Annotated in this window: 17 protein-coding genes; 13 read left to right on the top strand and 4 right to left on the bottom strand. The window is 72.8% G+C overall.

Annotation, left to right across the window (positions count from 1 at the left end):
• Positions 1-11 precede the first annotated feature (11 nt).
• Positions 12-191 (bottom strand): hypothetical protein, encoded by a 180-nt coding sequence (locus MFF04_RS14920; protein ID WP_238276923.1) that lies wholly within the window; start codon positions 189-191, stop codon positions 12-14.
• 162 nt (positions 192-353) lie between these two features.
• On the opposite strand from MFF04_RS14920, the gene proB reads away from it, so the two are divergent.
• The 10 genes from proB (at position 354) to MFF04_RS14870 (ending at position 9,970) form a co-directional block, all read left to right on the top strand.
• The gene (gene proB / locus MFF04_RS14915) at positions 354-1,475 is read left to right on the top strand and encodes a glutamate 5-kinase (RefSeq protein ID WP_238276922.1); all 1,122 of its coding nucleotides are present in this window, start codon (positions 354-356) and stop codon (positions 1,473-1,475) included.
• A 157-nt stretch (positions 1,476-1,632) separates the two neighbouring features.
• Positions 1,633-2,934: a glutamate-5-semialdehyde dehydrogenase gene (locus MFF04_RS14910; RefSeq protein WP_238276920.1), complete on the top strand. Its 1,302-nt coding sequence runs from the start codon at positions 1,633-1,635 to the stop codon at positions 2,932-2,934.
• A 5-nt stretch (positions 2,935-2,939) separates the two neighbouring features.
• Complete coding sequence (locus MFF04_RS14905) at positions 2,940-3,539, top strand: nicotinate-nucleotide adenylyltransferase (protein WP_283206376.1); 600 nt, start codon at positions 2,940-2,942, stop codon at positions 3,537-3,539.
• A 123-nt stretch (positions 3,540-3,662) separates the two neighbouring features.
• Positions 3,663-4,013 (top strand): ribosome silencing factor, encoded by a 351-nt coding sequence (rsfS, locus tag MFF04_RS14900; RefSeq protein ID WP_238276953.1) that lies wholly within the window; start codon positions 3,663-3,665, stop codon positions 4,011-4,013.
• 15 nt (positions 4,014-4,028) lie between these two features.
• On the top strand, positions 4,029-4,532 hold the full coding sequence (gene rlmH / locus MFF04_RS14895; RefSeq protein WP_238276918.1) for a 23S rRNA (pseudouridine(1915)-N(3))-methyltransferase RlmH: 504 nt from the start codon (positions 4,029-4,031) through the stop codon (positions 4,530-4,532).
• A gap of 5 nt (positions 4,533-4,537) precedes the next feature.
• Positions 4,538-5,908 (top strand): murein hydrolase activator EnvC family protein, encoded by a 1,371-nt coding sequence (locus MFF04_RS14890; protein WP_238276952.1) that lies wholly within the window; start codon positions 4,538-4,540, stop codon positions 5,906-5,908.
• The gene (locus MFF04_RS14885) at positions 5,908-7,230 is read left to right on the top strand and encodes a S41 family peptidase (RefSeq protein ID WP_238276916.1); all 1,323 of its coding nucleotides are present in this window, start codon (positions 5,908-5,910) and stop codon (positions 7,228-7,230) included. The genes MFF04_RS14890 and MFF04_RS14885 overlap by 1 nt, the downstream gene beginning before the upstream one ends.
• 179 nt (positions 7,231-7,409) lie before the next feature.
• On the top strand, positions 7,410-8,654 hold the full coding sequence (locus MFF04_RS14880) for a divergent polysaccharide deacetylase family protein (RefSeq protein WP_238276914.1): 1,245 nt from the start codon (positions 7,410-7,412) through the stop codon (positions 8,652-8,654).
• A gap of 53 nt (positions 8,655-8,707) precedes the next feature.
• A complete protein-coding gene (locus MFF04_RS14875) occupies positions 8,708-9,259 on the top strand; it encodes an RNA pyrophosphohydrolase (protein ID WP_238276912.1) in 552 nt (183 codons plus the stop codon).
• Positions 9,260-9,286: 27 nt separating this feature from the next.
• Entirely contained in the window at positions 9,287-9,970 is a 684-nt protein-coding gene (locus tag MFF04_RS14870; RefSeq protein ID WP_238276910.1) for a DUF2939 domain-containing protein, read from the top strand.
• On the opposite strand, the gene MFF04_RS14865 is transcribed toward MFF04_RS14870, so the two are convergent.
• From MFF04_RS14865 to MFF04_RS14855, 3 genes are read right to left on the bottom strand one after another with little or no spacing between them, the layout of a single operon-like run.
• Positions 9,945-11,015 (bottom strand): ROK family protein, encoded by a 1,071-nt coding sequence (locus MFF04_RS14865; RefSeq protein WP_238276909.1) that lies wholly within the window; start codon positions 11,013-11,015, stop codon positions 9,945-9,947. The two genes, MFF04_RS14870 and MFF04_RS14865, sit on opposite strands and share 26 nt — an antisense overlap.
• Before the next feature lie 31 nt (positions 11,016-11,046).
• Entirely contained in the window at positions 11,047-11,412 is a 366-nt protein-coding gene (locus MFF04_RS14860) for a photosystem reaction center subunit H (RefSeq protein ID WP_238276908.1), read from the bottom strand.
• Between the two features lie 24 nt (positions 11,413-11,436).
• Positions 11,437-11,853 (bottom strand): response regulator, encoded by a 417-nt coding sequence (locus MFF04_RS14855; protein WP_238276907.1) that lies wholly within the window; start codon positions 11,851-11,853, stop codon positions 11,437-11,439.
• Positions 11,854-12,073: 220 nt separating this feature from the next.
• On the opposite strand from MFF04_RS14855, the gene MFF04_RS14850 reads away from it, so the two are divergent.
• From MFF04_RS14850 to MFF04_RS14840, 3 genes are all read left to right on the top strand, one after another.
• Complete coding sequence (locus MFF04_RS14850) at positions 12,074-12,745, top strand: YoaK family protein (RefSeq protein WP_238276906.1); 672 nt, start codon at positions 12,074-12,076, stop codon at positions 12,743-12,745.
• A 79-nt stretch (positions 12,746-12,824) separates the two neighbouring features.
• Positions 12,825-13,832 carry a WD40 repeat domain-containing protein gene (locus MFF04_RS14845; protein WP_238276905.1) on the top strand — a complete coding sequence of 336 codons (1,008 nt, stop codon included), beginning with the start codon at positions 12,825-12,827 and terminating at the stop codon, positions 13,830-13,832.
• Between the two features lie 55 nt (positions 13,833-13,887).
• Positions 13,888-14,412: a DUF2937 family protein gene (locus MFF04_RS14840; RefSeq protein WP_238276904.1), complete on the top strand. Its 525-nt coding sequence runs from the start codon at positions 13,888-13,890 to the stop codon at positions 14,410-14,412.
• The last annotated feature ends 18 nt before the right edge of the window (positions 14,413-14,430 follow it).

Genomic DNA, 14,430 nt, shown 5'->3' with positions numbered 1-14,430 from the left:
GGCTCCGGAGGCTATCCCTGCCTCATCATGGCGAGCAAGGCGTGGAAGACGGTGGCGCCGCCGATCGGGGCCACGAGCAGGAGCAGCAGGTTCGCGCCGATGATCCATAGGAGCACGGACTCCTGCCGCTTCGTCAGCCGGGGCTTGCGGGGCGGCTCCCAGGACGGCTTCCATCCTCCTTCGACGAACATCGACGCCTCCTGTCACCTGCGAGCAGGTGGACATAGCGGCCTCGGTCGGTCGGACGAGGAGGAGCCGCCCGTCGAGAGCGCGACGCATCCCGCGGCGGCGGCGCTGTTCAAAGCCGCCGACTTCGTTCACACGGACACCGTCTCCGACCGCACCGCTCGCCGATGACCCCGAACCTCCAGGATTTCCGCCGCATCGTCATCAAGGTCGGCTCCGCGCTTCTCGTGGACCGGGGCCGCGGGCGGCTGCGCCACGCCTGGCTCGCGGCGCTCGCCGAGGATATCGCCGACCTTCACGCGCGGGGCGCGGACGTGCTCGTGGTCTCCTCCGGCAGCATCGCGCTCGGGCGCACGGTGCTCGGCCTACCGCCGGGGGCGCTGCGGCTCGAGGAGAGCCAGGCCTCGGCCTCGGTCGGGCAGATCGCGCTCGCCCGCCACTGGGCGGAGGCGCTCGGCCATCACGGCATCGTCGCCGGGCAGATTCTCGTCACGCCCCGCGACACCGAGGAGCGCCGCCGCTACCTCAACGCCCGCGCCACCGTGCTGAAGCTCCTCGACGTGCGCGCCGTCCCCGTGGTCAACGAGAACGACACGGTGGCCACCAGCGAGATCCGCTACGGCGACAACGACCGCCTCGCCGCCCGCGTCGCCACGATGATCGGCGCCGAGGTGCTGGTGCTGTTCTCCGACATCGACGGGCTCTACACCGCGCCTCCGCATCAGGACCCGGACGCCCGGCACCTGCCCGTCGTCGAGCGGGTGACGCCGGAGATCGAGGCGATGGCCGGCGGCCCCGCCTCGGAGCTGTCGCGCGGGGGCATGCGCACCAAGATCGAGGCCGCCAAGATCGCCGCCGGCGGCGGCACCCACATGATCATCGCCGACGGGCGCGAGAAGAACCCACTCCGGGCGATCCAGCAGGGCGGGCGCTGCAGCTGGTTTCTCTCTGGCTCGACGCCGACCGCTGCCCGCAAGACCTGGATCGCCGGCTCCTTGGAGCCCCGCGGCAGTCTCGTCATCGACGACGGCGCCGCCCGCGCCCTCCAGGGCGGCGCGAGTCTGCTGCCGGTCGGCGTGCGCGCCATCGAGGGCAGCTTCGGGCGCGGCGACGCGGTGCTGATCCGCAGCCTCGCCGGCCGCCCCCTCGGCCGGGGACTGGTCGCCTATGACAGCACCGAGGCGGCACTCATCATCGGCCAGCCGAGCGCACGGATCGCCGAGCTCCTCACCCATCCCGGCCGCTCGGAGATGGTGCACCGGGACGACCTCGCCCTGTTCGCGGAGTAGGCCCGGCACAAACGGCGGCTCAACCGAGGCGCGCATCGTCCGGGGAGACTTGCGCGCGCCACGCTTGTCTCGCCGCCGGAACGGGCGCACATACGCCGGCATCATCTTGCAGATTGCCGACCGCCCTCGTGACCCGGTCCGATCGAGGAACCCGCCCGTGCCCGTCCTCAACCTGCGCTCGAACGACGCCGATCCCGACGATCTCGATACGCTGATGCGCGACATCGGCCGGCGCGCCCGCAAGGCCGCCCGCGCCATGGCGCTCGCCTCCGCCGAGACCAAGGATACGGCGCTGAGGGCGGTGGCCGAGCGCATCCGCGCGAGCGCCGCCGCGATCCTGCGGGAGAACGCCCGCGACGTCTCCGCGGCGAAGGCGGCCGGTCAGACCAGCGCGCTCATCGATCGGCTCACCCTCGACGAGGCGCGGCTCTCGGGCATCGCCGACGCGGTGGAGAAGATCGGCGCGCTGCCCGATCCGGTCGGCCGGCAGATCGCCGCCTTCGAGCGCCCGAACGGGCTGCTGATCGAACGCGTGGCGGTGCCGCTCGGCGTCGTCGGCGTCATCTTCGAGAGCCGCCCGAACGTGACGGCGGATGCCGGCGCCCTCTGCCTCAAGGCCGGCAACGCCGCGATCCTGCGGGCGGGCTCGGACAGCTTCCGCACGGCGCTCGCCATCGCCGCCGCCATGGGCGAGGGCCTGGCCTCCGCCGGGCTCCCCGCCGACGCGGTTCAGCTCGTGCCGACCCGCGACCGCGCGGCGGTGGGGCTGATGCTCGCCGGCCTCGACGGCTGCGTCGACGTGATCGTGCCCCGCGGCGGCCGCAGCCTCGTGGAGCGGGTCCAGGCCGAGGCGAAGGTGCCGGTCTTCGCCCATCTCGACGGCATCTGCCACGTCTACGTCGCGAAGGCCGCCGACCTCGACATGGCCCGCACGCTCCTCCTCAACAGCAAGCTGCGCCGCACCGGCATCTGCGGCGCCGCCGAGACGCTGCTCGTCGATCGCGCCTGCGCCGACACGCATCTCGCGCCTCTCGTCACGGCATTGCTCGATGCCGGCTGCGCCGTGCGCGGCGACGCCGCGGTGCAGGCCGCCGATCCCCGCGTCACCGCGGCGACCGATCAGGACTGGCGTACGGAGTATCTCGACGCGATCATCTCGGCCCGCGTGGTCGACGGTCTGGATGCCGCCATCGAGCATATCGAGACGAACGGCTCCCACCACACCGACGCGATCGTCACGGACGATTCCGAGGAGGCCGCCCGCTTCCTCGCCGAGGTCGACTCCGCGATCGTGACCCACAACGCCTCGACCCAGTTCGCCGACGGCGGCGAGTTCGGCTTCGGCGCCGAGATCGGCATCGCCACCGGGCGGATGCACGCCCGCGGCCCCGTGGGCGTCGAGCAGCTCACGACGTTCAAGTATCGGGTTCACGGCAGCGGGCAGATCCGACCCGTCTGACGGACGTGCGCGGCAAGCTTCCGCCGAGCGCGCCGGGGATGCGGGTCGGCCTCTACGGCGGCTCGTTCAACCCGGCCCATGCCGGCCATCGCCATGTCGGCCTGATGGCGCTGCGGCGCCTGCGGCTCGACCGGCTGTGGTGGCTCGTCACCCCCGGCAACCCGCTCAAGGCGCGGGGCGATCTCGCTTCCCTCGACACGCGGATCGGGGCCGCCCGCGCCTTGGCGGCGCATCCGCGCATCGCGGTGACCGGCTTCGAGGCCGAGATCGGCGCGCGCTTCACGCTCGAGACCCTGCGCTACCTGCGCGCCCGCAGGCCCGGGGTGCGCTTCGTCTGGATCATGGGTGCCGACAGCCTGGCGAGCTTCCATCGCTGGCGGGGCTTTCGCGAGATCGCCGACCTCGTGCCGATCGCGGTCGTCGACCGGCCCGGCTTCACCCTCAGCGCGTCGTCCAGCCCCGCCGCGCGCTTCCTCGACGCCCATCGCGTCGACGAGCGGGACGCCGGGGCGCTGGCCGACCTGGCGCCCCCGGCCTGGGTCTACCTGCACGGTCCGCGCTCCACGCTCTCCTCGACTGCCCTGCGCGCGGGCGGAGCGTATTGAAAACCGCGCCCCGAGGCGCCACTGTGGATTCCAGGGCCGGAGGGGCCCGGCCGCCGCTTATCGGGGACCCAGACGCTGTCCGAGACGACCGACACCGGAACCGTGGTTTCCGAGACCGAAGCCCTGACGCGGAGCGGCGACCTGCGCACGCTCGCTCTGGGCTGCCTCGACGAGATGAAGGCCGAGGAGACGGTCGAGATCGACCTCGCCGGCAAGACCTCGCTGGCCGACACGATGATCATCGCCTCCGGCCGCTCGCAGCGCCATGTTGGGGCCATCGCCGACAAGATCATCAAGGACATGAAGGACAACGGCTTCGGCACCGCCCGCGTCGAGGGCCTCCCGGCCTGCGACTGGGTGCTGATCGACGCCGGCGACGTGCTCGTCCACATCTTCCGCCCCGAGGTGCGAGGCTTCTACAACCTCGAGAAGATGTGGGGCGCCGACCGTCCCGAGGGCCGCCTCGCCGGCTGAGCCGGATCGCGCCCGATGCGTGTCGTCGTCGCCGCGGTCGGGCGCCTCAAGAGCGGCCCCGAGCGGGAGCTGGCCGAGCGCTACCGCGAACGCTCCGTGCAGATCGGGCGCGGGCTCGGCCTCTCCGCCTGCGACATGGTCGAGCTTCCCGAGAGCCGGGCACGCCGTGCCGCCGACCGCTGCGCCGAGGAAGCCACGGGTCTTCTCGGTCACATTCCCGAGAGCGCGGCGCTGATCGTCTACGACGAGCGCGGCCGCGCCGACCTGCCGAGCGAACGCCTCGCCGAGCGCGTCGGCGGCTTCCGGGACGCGGGCCGGCCGGCGCTTGCCGTGGTGATCGGCGGCCCGGACGGGCTCGACGCCCGGCTGCGGGCGCGCGCCGACCTGACCTTGTCCTTCGGGGCCGCCACGCTGCCCCACGCTCTCGTCCGCATTCTCGCCCTGGAGCAGGTCTACCGCTCGCTGACCATCCTGGCCGGGCATCCCTATCACCGGGGCGATCCGGACGGGTCCGCGTGAGCCCGATGCCATCCCTGCCGACGTTGAGTCTCCTCCCGAAGCGCGGCCGGCGCACCCCTCTGCTGGCGATCGCGGCGCTGGCGGTCCTCCTCCCGGGCCTCGCGCCCGCGCAGGAAGCCGCCGACAAGCGCACTCCCGAGGAGGAGCGCCTCCGCAAGGCGATGGAGGAGCGCGACCGCCGCGCCGAGAGCCTCAGGCAGATCCAGGACGCGCTCGCCGCGAGTACGGGCGCGCGCACGAAGATCGAGGCCGAGATCGCCGCGATCTCCGGCGACCGGGCGAAGCTCGACGCGGCGCTCCTCGACGCGGCCCGCCAGTCGCAGGCGACCGAGGACCGCATGACCCGCCTCGAGATGCGGCTCAGGACGCTGGACGACAGCGAGGCGGCCATCCGCCGCTCGCTCCAGGCGCGGCGCGGGGTCATCGCCGAGATCCTCGCCTCGCTCCAGCGCATGGGGCGCCGGCCGCCCCCCGCAGTGCTGGTGCGGCCCGAGGACATGCTCACCGTCATCCGCACCTCGATGCTGCTCGGCGCCCTGGTGCCGGAGCTGCGCGGCGAGGCGGAGACGCTGGCCGGCGACCTTCAGGAGCTGGTGCGCCTGCGCGGCCTCATCGCTTCGGACCGGGACAGCCTGCGCACCGATCTCGCCGGCTGGGCGAACGAGCAGCAGCGCCTCCAGGCCCTCGTCGCGGCGCGCAAGGCGCGGCTGGTGGAGGTCGAGGGGGGGCTCGCCACCGAACGCGCCCGCGCGGCGGAGCTCGGCAACCAGGCCAAGAGCCTCAAGGATCTCCTCGACCGCATCGAGAGCGAGGTCGCCTCCGCCCGCAAGGCCGGCCAGGAGCTGCGGGCGGCCGAGCTGAAGGAGCTGCGCGAGACCCAGGCCCGCTTCGCCGCGGCCGGCGCCCGCGACCCGACCCGGATCGCCCCGAAGGTGCGGTTCGTGGACGCCCGCGGCGACCTGCCGCGCCCGGTGAGCGGCCGCATCCTGAAGGCCTTCAACCAGCCCGACGGCAACGGCGGCACCAGCCGCGGCGTCTCCCTCGTGACGCGGCCGAAGGCGGTGGTCTCGGCGCCGGCGGACGGCTGGGTGTCCTTCGCCGGGCCCTACCGCTCCTATGGCCGACTCTTGATCATCAACGCGGGCGATGGCTACTATCTCGTGTTGGCCGGCCTGGACCAGACGAGCGTCGAGGTCGGCCAGTTCGTGCTCGCGGGTGAGCCGGTCGGGACCATGGGCGACGGGGGCGGCGGCCCCGGCGCCGCGGAGGGCGACCGGCCCGACCCTGTCCTGTACGTCGAGTTCAAGAAAGACGGCGGCTCCATCGATCCGGAGCCATGGTGGGCGAAGGCCCCGAGCGAGAAGGTCCGCGGATAATGCGAAAGACGTCCCTCATCCTGCTCGGCGCCTTCCTGGGCGCCGGCACCTCGATGGTCGCGACCCAGACGCAGCTTCTCTCCGGGCCCGCCGCCGTCGCCGCCTCCGCCGAAACCTACCGCCAGCTCAGCCTGTTCGGCGACGTGTTCGAGAAGGTGCGCACCGACTACGTCGAGAAGCCCGACGAGTCGAAGCTGATCGAGGCGGCCGTGAACGGCATGCTCACCTCCCTCGATCCGCATTCGAGCTACATGGACGCCAAGGCGTTCCGCGACATGCAGACCACGACGCGGGGCGAGTTCGGCGGGCTCGGTATCGAGGTCACCATGGAGGACGGCCTCATCAAGGTCGTGACCCCGATCGACGACACCCCGGCCTCGAAGGCGGGCCTGCTCGCCAACGACATCATCACCCAGATCGACGACGATCAGGTCCAGGGTCTCACCCTCAACCAGGCCGTCGACAAGATGCGCGGCCCGGTCAACTCGCCGGTCAAGCTGAAGATCAGCCGCAAGGAGGCCAAGGAGCCCCTCGACGTCACGCTGACCCGCGACGTCATCAAGATCCGGCCCGTCCGCTCGCGCACCGAGGGCGGCGACATCGGCTACGTGCGACTGACCCAGTTCAACGAGCAGACCTTCGACGGTCTGCGCACGGCGATCGACAAGCTCAACGCCGACATCGGCGCGGACAAGCTCAAGGGCTACGTGCTCGACCTGCGCAACAACCCCGGCGGCCTCCTCGACCAGGCGGTGCTCGTCTCCGACGCCTTCCTCGACCGGGGCGAGATCGTCTCGACCCGCGGCCGCAACCCGGACGAGACGCAGCGCTTCTCGGCCAAGGTCGGCGACCTGACCAAGGGCAAGCCGATCGTCGTGCTCGTCAACGGCGGCTCGGCCTCGGCCTCCGAGATCGTCGCCGGCGCGCTCCAGGATCACAAGCGCGCGACCGTGCTCGGCACGCGCTCCTTCGGCAAGGGCTCGGTGCAGTCGATCATCCCGCTCGGCGGCTCGGGGGCGCTGCGGCTGACCACGGCGCGCTACTACACGCCGTCCGGCCGCTCCATCCAGGCCAAGGGCATCGAGCCGGACATCGAGGTGACGCAGGACGTGCCCGACGAGCTGAAGGGCAAGGACGAGACCAAGGGCGAGGCCGGCCTCAAGGGCCACCTCAAGCAGAAGGACACCGAGGAGCGCGGCGGCTCGTCCGCCTACGTCCCGCCGGACCCGGCCAAGGACAAGCAGCTCACCGCCGCGGTCGACTTCTTGCACGGCATCCAGAAGGGCGCCGCCAACCAGCAGAAGCCGAGCGTGCCGAACTGAGCGATCGGTCTTCGTCGACGGACTTTCGAACCCCGCCGGATCCGAGGATCCGGCAGGGTTCCCGTTTCGGGACGCGGCTTTAGGGGAACGTTAACCATAAGCGCCCGCAATGGCGGTATCGGGCGCCGTTCTCGGATCGAGCCGGCCGTCCGTCCGAACGTGCCTTCCCGAGGACGCCGGTGAGCGAGCCCGCCGACGACATTCTGACGAGGCCCCTCGGGGTCGCGCCCCCGCCCGAGCCAGGCCTCAAGGGTCAGGTGGCGCGCCTGCGCGCGCTCTCGAAGATGCGCCCGGTGCAGATGGGCGCGCTCGCCGGTGTCCCTCTCGTCGCGCTGGCCCTCCTGCTGCTCCTCGGGGACAAGCGGGGCGGCGAGCCGCGCGCTACCGTCGCCATCACGCTGCGCGCGCCCGTGGCCGCCGCCGCGCCGCAGGAGCCGCCGGTCCAGGCCGCGGAGGCCGTGCCCGCACCGGAATCGGCCGCCGCCCAGCGCAGCGCCGAGCAGATCGAGACGGCCTCGGGCGTCACCGTCGTGCGACCCGACGGCACCTCGGCGCCGAGCGAGGCGGTGGTGATCCGGGTGCCGAGCGCACCGGTGAAGCTCGGTCCCGCTCCCGATCCGCGCCTCGTCGAGCGCGGCCGCCATGGGGCGATCCCGCGCCTCGGCGAGGGACGCCTGCGCGCCCTCGACCTCTACGCGCGGCCCGACACGGAAGGCGGCACCGGCCCGCGGATCGCCATCCTGGTCTCGGGTCTCGGCGTCGGCCAGTCGGCCACGGCCCGCGCCATCGTGCAGCTTCCCCCGGCGGTGACGCTGGCCTTCTCGCCCTACGGGGCCGAGACCGACAAGATGGCCGCCCGCGCCCGCGATTTCGGGCACGAGGTGATGCTCCAGGCCCCCATGGAGCCCTTCGACTACCCCGACAGCGATCCGGGCCCCCAGACGCTCCTCACCGGCCTGCGCCCGGCGGAGGCGAGCGACCGCCTCGCCTGGATGATGAGCCGGTTCCCGGGCTTCACCGGCCTCGTCAACTTCATGGGCGCCAAGCTGATGAGCGACCCGGCCGCCTTCGAGCCGGTCCTGCGCGAGATCGGCGCCCGCGGCCTCGGCTTCGTCGACGACGGCACCGCGCCGCGCTCCCAGGCCGTGGCGCTCGCCGGCCGCCTGAAGACGCCGGCCGCACGGGCCGAGATCGTGCTCGACGCCCAGCCGCGCCCGGACGCCATCGACCGGGAGCTCGCCCGCCTCGAGGCCGCCGCCCGCGAGAAGGGATTCGCGATGGCCTCGGCGACCGCGCTTCCCCTGTCGATCGAGCGGATCGCCCGCTGGGCGAAGGACCTCGACGCGCGGGGCATCCGCCTCGTGCCCGTCAGCGTTGCGCTGCGGGGCCGTGCGGCGCCGGGCAAGCTCTCGAAGGCGGAGTAGGCCGGGCGGGGCGTTGCGGCGCCATCGCCGCCTGCCCTATGGTCCGCCTCATCATGACGACCCCCGACGCACCCGCCATCGACGGCACCGGCCTGCCGTACCGACCTTGCGTCGGCATCACGCTCATCAACGGGCGCGGCGAGGTCTTTGTCGGCCGCCGCCGGGTCGAGGCGGGGCCGGAGCACGTCGCCGGGGCCTTCGCCTGGCAGATGCCGCAGGGCGGGATCGACCCCGGCGAGGACCCGCGCCGGGCCGCGATCCGCGAGCTTCACGAGGAGACGAGCGTCGCCGAGGGCTCGCTACGCTACCTCGCCGAGACGCCGGGCTGGCTCGCCTACGACCTGCCGCCGGAGGTGCTGAAGCAGGCCTGGAAAGGGCGCTACCGCGGCCAGACCCAGAAATGGTTCGCCTTCGGCTTCCTCGGCGCCGATTCGGAGATCGACGTGCTGACGCCGGGGGGCGGCGCCCACAAGTCCGAGTTCGAGGACTGGGGCTGGCGTCCCTTCGCGGAGCTGTCCGGCCTGATCGTGCCGTTCAAGCGGCCGGTCTACGAGGCCGTGGTGGAGAGCTTCGCGCCGCTGTCGCGCTGGCAGGCCGGGGCGTGACCCGCGCCGGGGCCTGAGGGCCGTCCGATGCGCTGGTGGACCCTTCCCGTCCTGGCGATCGTCGCCTGGTTCGTCTACACGCTGACGCCGCTCTACGCGCTCTATGGCCTCGCCCGCGACGTGCAGGCGGGGGACGTCGAGGCGGTCGAGCGCCGGGTTAACTTCCGGACGCTGCGCCTCTCCCTGGTGCGGCAGGCGACGGCCACCGTCCGCTCGGCCATGGCCGCCGATCCGAGCCTCGACTCCCGCGAGCGCCAGCGCCTGAACGACGCCGCCACCGGGATCGCCCTCGCGCTCGCCGAGAGCCTCGTGACGGCCAAGACCGTCACCGACCTCCTCGACGACGGCTGGCCGGAGGGGCTCGAAGGTCCGCGCCCGGACCGGGTGGCTCGCCCGCGGGGCCTGCGGGTCGACGGGATCGGCAGCCTGATCCGCTTCTACCTCGCCTCGGAGATGCGCGGCTTCCGCACCGTGGTCATGGCGGCGCCCCCGGACGCGCCGCGGGCCGATCAGCTGCGTCTGCGCCTGCGCCTGCGCGGCACCACCTGGCGGCTTATCGACCTCGAGGTGACGGAATCCCTGCGCGATCGCTTCGCGCAGAAGCTCGCCAAGGCACTGGCGCGGGTGCGCTCGGGAGACCGGGGCGAGCCGCGCGGCGAACCCAGGCCGCCGGCCGCACCTCCGGTCACTCCTCCCGGCGGCGAGCCGTGAAGCGGGCGTTGCCGAGGCCGGTGCCGACGGTGAGCACGCCCCAGCGCTCGTAGTCGCCCATGCGCGGGATCTCGCTGAGGCCCTGCACCACGGCGTCGTTGTGCATGAGCACCATGGTCTCGTGGCCGCCGATCTCCGGGATCGCCTCGCTGAGCAGGCTCGGCAGGTGGAAGCGGCTGCTCTCCCAGTTGCCCGGCAGGTTCTGGCCGCCGCGCGCGATGGAGCCGTCGCTCTCGATGAGGCCGGGGCAGCCGACGCCGATGAAGGGCGCGAGCTTCAGCCGCGAGCGCTCGGCCCGGCGGATCAGGCCCTTGAGCATCCGCGCGAGGCGCTTCACCGCCTCCTCGCGGGAGGGCTGCGGGTCCTCGTCCCGGTGCCGCCAGAGATCGGAGCGCCAGACCTCCGTGCGCGACAGGTCCGGCGCGCGCTTGCGGTTGGTGACGAGCACGCCGGCCCGGATGTTGGTGCCGCCGATGTCGACGGCGAGCAGGCTGTCGTAGCCGTTGAAGATCCAGGCGGGGGCGAGATGCGCGGCGCCGATCAGGCCGGCCTCATCGGGGTGGTTGGCGATCGCCCGCAGGCTCACGTCGATGCCGCCGGCCCGCAGAATCACCCCGGCCCGGCCGATGGCGAAATGCCCGGCCCGGCTGTCGCTGAAGCCGCCGCCGACCACGATGGCCTGCGTGTCCTTCCAGCCCTTCTGGCGCAGGAAGCGGCGCGCGACGGTGGCCAGCTCCTGCGCGAAGCCCTCGATGGCGCCGAACACCACGCCGGAGGCCAGGGGATCGTCCGAGAGCAGGTGCTTGTCGAGGCGCTTCTTGCCGATCTCGCGGCTGGGCACGTCGCCGAGCGGATCGTCCCCGACCTGCCGCAGCTTCTCCCGCCAGTCCTCGACGAGGTCGCGGAAGGCGCCCTTCGAGACGCGGTCGCCGATGAAGCCTTCCTCGTTGGACAGCTCGATGTTGTAGTCGTCGACGATGACCGAGGGCAGCTCGGTGCCGCCATGCGCGATGCCCTGCTGGCCGTTCCCGTTGCCCTCGCTCATGCCGTCTCCCGAGCTTTGCCGTTCGGCGGGCTCAACGCGCGGGAGCGGGAGAGGATGCAGGCGGCATCGCGGCCTTGGGCTGGCGGGTGCGCTCGACGGCCTCGGCCTTGTCCTCGTCGGTGTCGCCGCTCTGCTCGATCGCCTTGTCGGGATCGGCCGCGAGCTGCTTCACGATGGCGACGAGGCGCTCGCATTCCGGCTCGAACTTGTAGCTCTCGAGGATGATCGCCGCGTCGCGCAGGGTCCGCAGGTCGCGCACGGCCTGGGCGTTGGCGGCCTCGCGAAGCTCGCCGCGGGCCGCGATGGTCTCCTCCAGCTTGGCGTTCGTCACGTCGCAGGCCGCCCGCGCAGGCAGGACGAGCACGAAGGTTGCGAGGATCGCGGCCGTCGCGCGCATGGGACTCGTCTCCGAAGGCCTGTGTCAGGCGTGGTGGGGGTGGCTGTGGCGCAGGAGGCCGTTCGTCAGGTCGACGAGGTCGCTCGGCCGGTAGGGCTTCGGCACGAACACCGAGCGGGACACCGCCTCGTCGCCCGAGAGGCAGCCGCGCCCGCCCGAGGTGTAGACGACCGGCAGGTCGGGCCGGCGGGAGCGGGCGTTGCGGGCCAGCGCGATGCCGTTGGTGTTCCGCGCGAGATCGATGTCGGTGAAGAGCAGGTCGACGCTCTCGCGGGCGAGGATCGCCTCGGCCTCCTCGGCGTCGGCGGCGGTCAGCACCCGGTAGCCCTCGTCGAGCAGGGCCTCGGCGGCGAGCTCGCAGACGAAGGCCTCGTCCTCGACGACGAGGACCGTGCCGGCGGCCAGGGAAGAGACGGGCGGGAGGGCGGCGAAGGGGATCATGGACGCAACTCCGAACGCACCCGGCGAAGGGCGTGAGGCCCGGGCCGGATCGTCGGACAAACGGGTCCGCTCGTGCCGGTGTTCGCCGTGGATCATTCGAATTGCTCAGGTTTGGTGAGCGAAGCTTTAACTCTGCCCATCCAGGGGTGAACGGAGCGCCCGGAATGGTTAACGAAGCGTTACCCGGCCTCCTGCCCCGCTCGATTCTGCATTCAATCTCATGACCCGAGCCTTCGAGATCGCCTTCGGCCTGACGCTCACGGCGCTGGCCGGCTTCATCGACGCCCTCGGCTTCATCCGGCTCGGCGGCCTCTACACCTCCTTCATGAGTGGCAACACGACCCGGATGTCGGTGGCGCTGGGCCAGGGGGCCTGGACCCTCGCGGCGGGGCCGGCGGTGCTCATCGCCACCTTCGCGGTCGGCGCGATGCTCGGCGGAGGGCTGGCCGGGCTGACGAGCCCGCGCTGGCGCACCGCCTGCGTCCTCGGCTTCGAGGCGCTCCTGCTCGTGGCTGCGCTCGCCATGGAGATCACCGTGCCCGACCACGCGGTGGCGGCCCTGTTCATGGCGCTCGCCATGGGCGCCCAGAACGCCGCGCTCGTCCATGTCGGCGGCTTCCGGGCCGGCACCACCTTCGTGACGGGCGCCCTCTACGGGTTCGGGCAGAAGCTCGGCTTGGCGCTCGCCGGGCACGGGCCGGCCTTCGGCTGGGTGCCGGACGGCGCCGTCTGGCTGGCGCTGCTCTCCGGCGCGGTCGCCGGGACGGTGGCCTACGGCGTCTCGCCGCTCTATGCCCTCTGCGGGGCGGTGGCGACAGCCACGCTCCTCGCCGCGCTCGCCGGCGGCTTCGCGCTCGCCGGCCGGCAGGTCGTCGATCCGTCGGAGCGGTAGGCGGACCGGAAGATTGACAGGAGGGCGGTCTCCGATGCCGAACCGGCGGAGACCGCGCCGAGCCGGGACCGAAGTCACGATGAGCGTCAGCCAGCCCACCCTCACCAGCCATGTCGAGGCGTTCGACGCGGGCTCGCACGTCACCGCCGCCGAATGGCTCGGGACCGTGCCGGTGCTGGCGCTCGGCGACGGCACGCTGATGCTCCCCGCCGAGGGCGGCCCGACGCGTCTGACGGCGCATCCGGACGCGGCGATCCTCGTCGCGGCGGGCGACGGCACACGCCTCCTCACCGGGGGCGACGACGGCCGCGTCGTCGAGGCGCGGGCGGACGGCAGCCTCACGGAGATCGCGACGGCCAAGAACGGCGCCTGGATCGATGCGCTCACGCTCCACGGCGACGGCGGCTTCGCCTTCTCCCACGGCCGCAACGTCGTCACGCGGGACGCCAAGGGTCGGGAGCGGACGCTGACCGTGCCGTCGAGCGCGCGGGGCCTCGCCTTCGCGCCGAAGGGCTACCGGCTCGCCTGCTCGCACTACAACGGCGTCAGCCTCTGGTACCCGAACCATGAGACCCCGCCCGAGCTTGCCGAGTGGAAGGGCTCGCATATCGACGTGACCTGGTCGCGGGACGGGCGCTTCGTCGTCACGACGATGCAGGAGAGCGCGCTGCACGGCTGGCGGCTCCAGCCGGACAAGGGCCACATGCGCATGTCCGGCTACCCCGGAAAGGTCCGCTCCCTGTCCTGGTCGGCGGACGGCAAGTGGCTGGCGACGAGCGGCGCCGAGGCGGCCATCGTCTGGCCCTTCGACTCGACGGAAGGGCCGATGGGCAAGGCGCCCCGTGAGTGCGGCGTGCGCCCGGCCCGGGTCTCGCGAGTGGCCTTTCACCCGAAGTCGCCGGTGCTCGCCATGGGTTACGAGGACGGCTGCATCCTGCTCGTGCGCTTCACCGACGCCTCCGAGCTGCTGGTGCGGCCCGCCGCCAAGGGCGGCGCGGTCACGGCGCTGACCTGGGACGCCAGGGGCGCCCGCCTGCTCTTCGGCTGCGCCGAGGGCGCAGCGGGGCTGCTGACGCTCCCCGCCTGACGGAACCAACCGCCGGTCTCCACCTTTGCCGTCAGGCGATGGAGGGAGGAGCCCGATGTTCCGTGTCGTGCGCACCTTCGGACTGGCGCTGGCGATCCTCGTCGGGATCGTCGCGGCCCAGGCTCCCGAGTTCGCCCAGCAATACGCGCAGCGCCTCGGCGGGGCCGTCGACGAGCTGCGCCGGCAGATCGCCAGCCTCGACTCGGACGCGCGGGCGACGGGCAACACCCGCGACGGTGCCGTCGAGCGGCTGCGCACCAACCCGGACGCCCTCGTCGCCCGGCGGGGCGAGGCGGCCCGCGGCGACATCGAGCGCCTCGCCCGCCTCGAGAGCCAGCAGGGTGCGCTGTCGCAGGCGGCCGGTCCCCTCGGCCGCGTCGTCGCCATCGCCCGCGACCCCGACCTTCCGCTGGCGGGCGCCACCTACCGCGACTACGCCCCCGCCGTGCCGACCACGACGGACGGCATCGTCGCGGGGCTGCTCGGATTCCTCCTCGGCTGGGGCGGCTGGCGTCTGATCGCCGAGACGGGCCGGCGGATGGCCCGGCCCCGGCGGCGCCCGGAGACGACGCCGGTCTGAGCGCGTCCGGGTTTGTTC

Origin of the sequence: Methylobacterium jeotgali (assembly GCF_022179345.1) — a bacterium.
GTDB classification, from domain to species: Bacteria; Pseudomonadota; Alphaproteobacteria; order Rhizobiales; family Beijerinckiaceae; genus Methylobacterium; species Methylobacterium jeotgali.
This window is presented reverse-complemented; position numbering and strand designations above follow the sequence as displayed.

Coding starts and splice junctions, on each gene's coding strand:
- MFF04_RS14865 (WP_238276909.1), bottom strand. CDS start 11,015: ATGAGCGAGGGCAACGGGAACGGCCAGCAGGGCATCGCGCATGGCGGC.
- MFF04_RS14885 (WP_238276916.1), top strand. CDS start 5,908: ATGCGAAAGACGTCCCTCATCCTGCTCGGCGCCTTCCTGGGCGCCGGC.
- MFF04_RS14920 (WP_238276923.1), bottom strand. CDS start 191: ATGTTCGTCGAAGGAGGATGGAAGCCGTCCTGGGAGCCGCCCCGCAAG.
- MFF04_RS14855 (WP_238276907.1), bottom strand. CDS start 11,853: ATGATCCCCTTCGCCGCCCTCCCGCCCGTCTCTTCCCTGGCCGCCGGC.
- proB (WP_238276922.1), top strand. CDS start 354: ATGACCCCGAACCTCCAGGATTTCCGCCGCATCGTCATCAAGGTCGGC.
- MFF04_RS14860 (WP_238276908.1), bottom strand. CDS start 11,412: ATGCGCGCGACGGCCGCGATCCTCGCAACCTTCGTGCTCGTCCTGCCT.
- MFF04_RS14890 (WP_238276952.1), top strand. CDS start 4,538: ATGCCATCCCTGCCGACGTTGAGTCTCCTCCCGAAGCGCGGCCGGCGC.
- MFF04_RS14875 (WP_238276912.1), top strand. CDS start 8,708: ATGACGACCCCCGACGCACCCGCCATCGACGGCACCGGCCTGCCGTAC.
- MFF04_RS14840 (WP_238276904.1), top strand. CDS start 13,888: ATGTTCCGTGTCGTGCGCACCTTCGGACTGGCGCTGGCGATCCTCGTC.
- MFF04_RS14870 (WP_238276910.1), top strand. CDS start 9,287: ATGCGCTGGTGGACCCTTCCCGTCCTGGCGATCGTCGCCTGGTTCGTC.
- rlmH (WP_238276918.1), top strand. CDS start 4,029: ATGCGTGTCGTCGTCGCCGCGGTCGGGCGCCTCAAGAGCGGCCCCGAG.
- MFF04_RS14850 (WP_238276906.1), top strand. CDS start 12,074: ATGACCCGAGCCTTCGAGATCGCCTTCGGCCTGACGCTCACGGCGCTG.
- MFF04_RS14845 (WP_238276905.1), top strand. CDS start 12,825: ATGAGCGTCAGCCAGCCCACCCTCACCAGCCATGTCGAGGCGTTCGAC.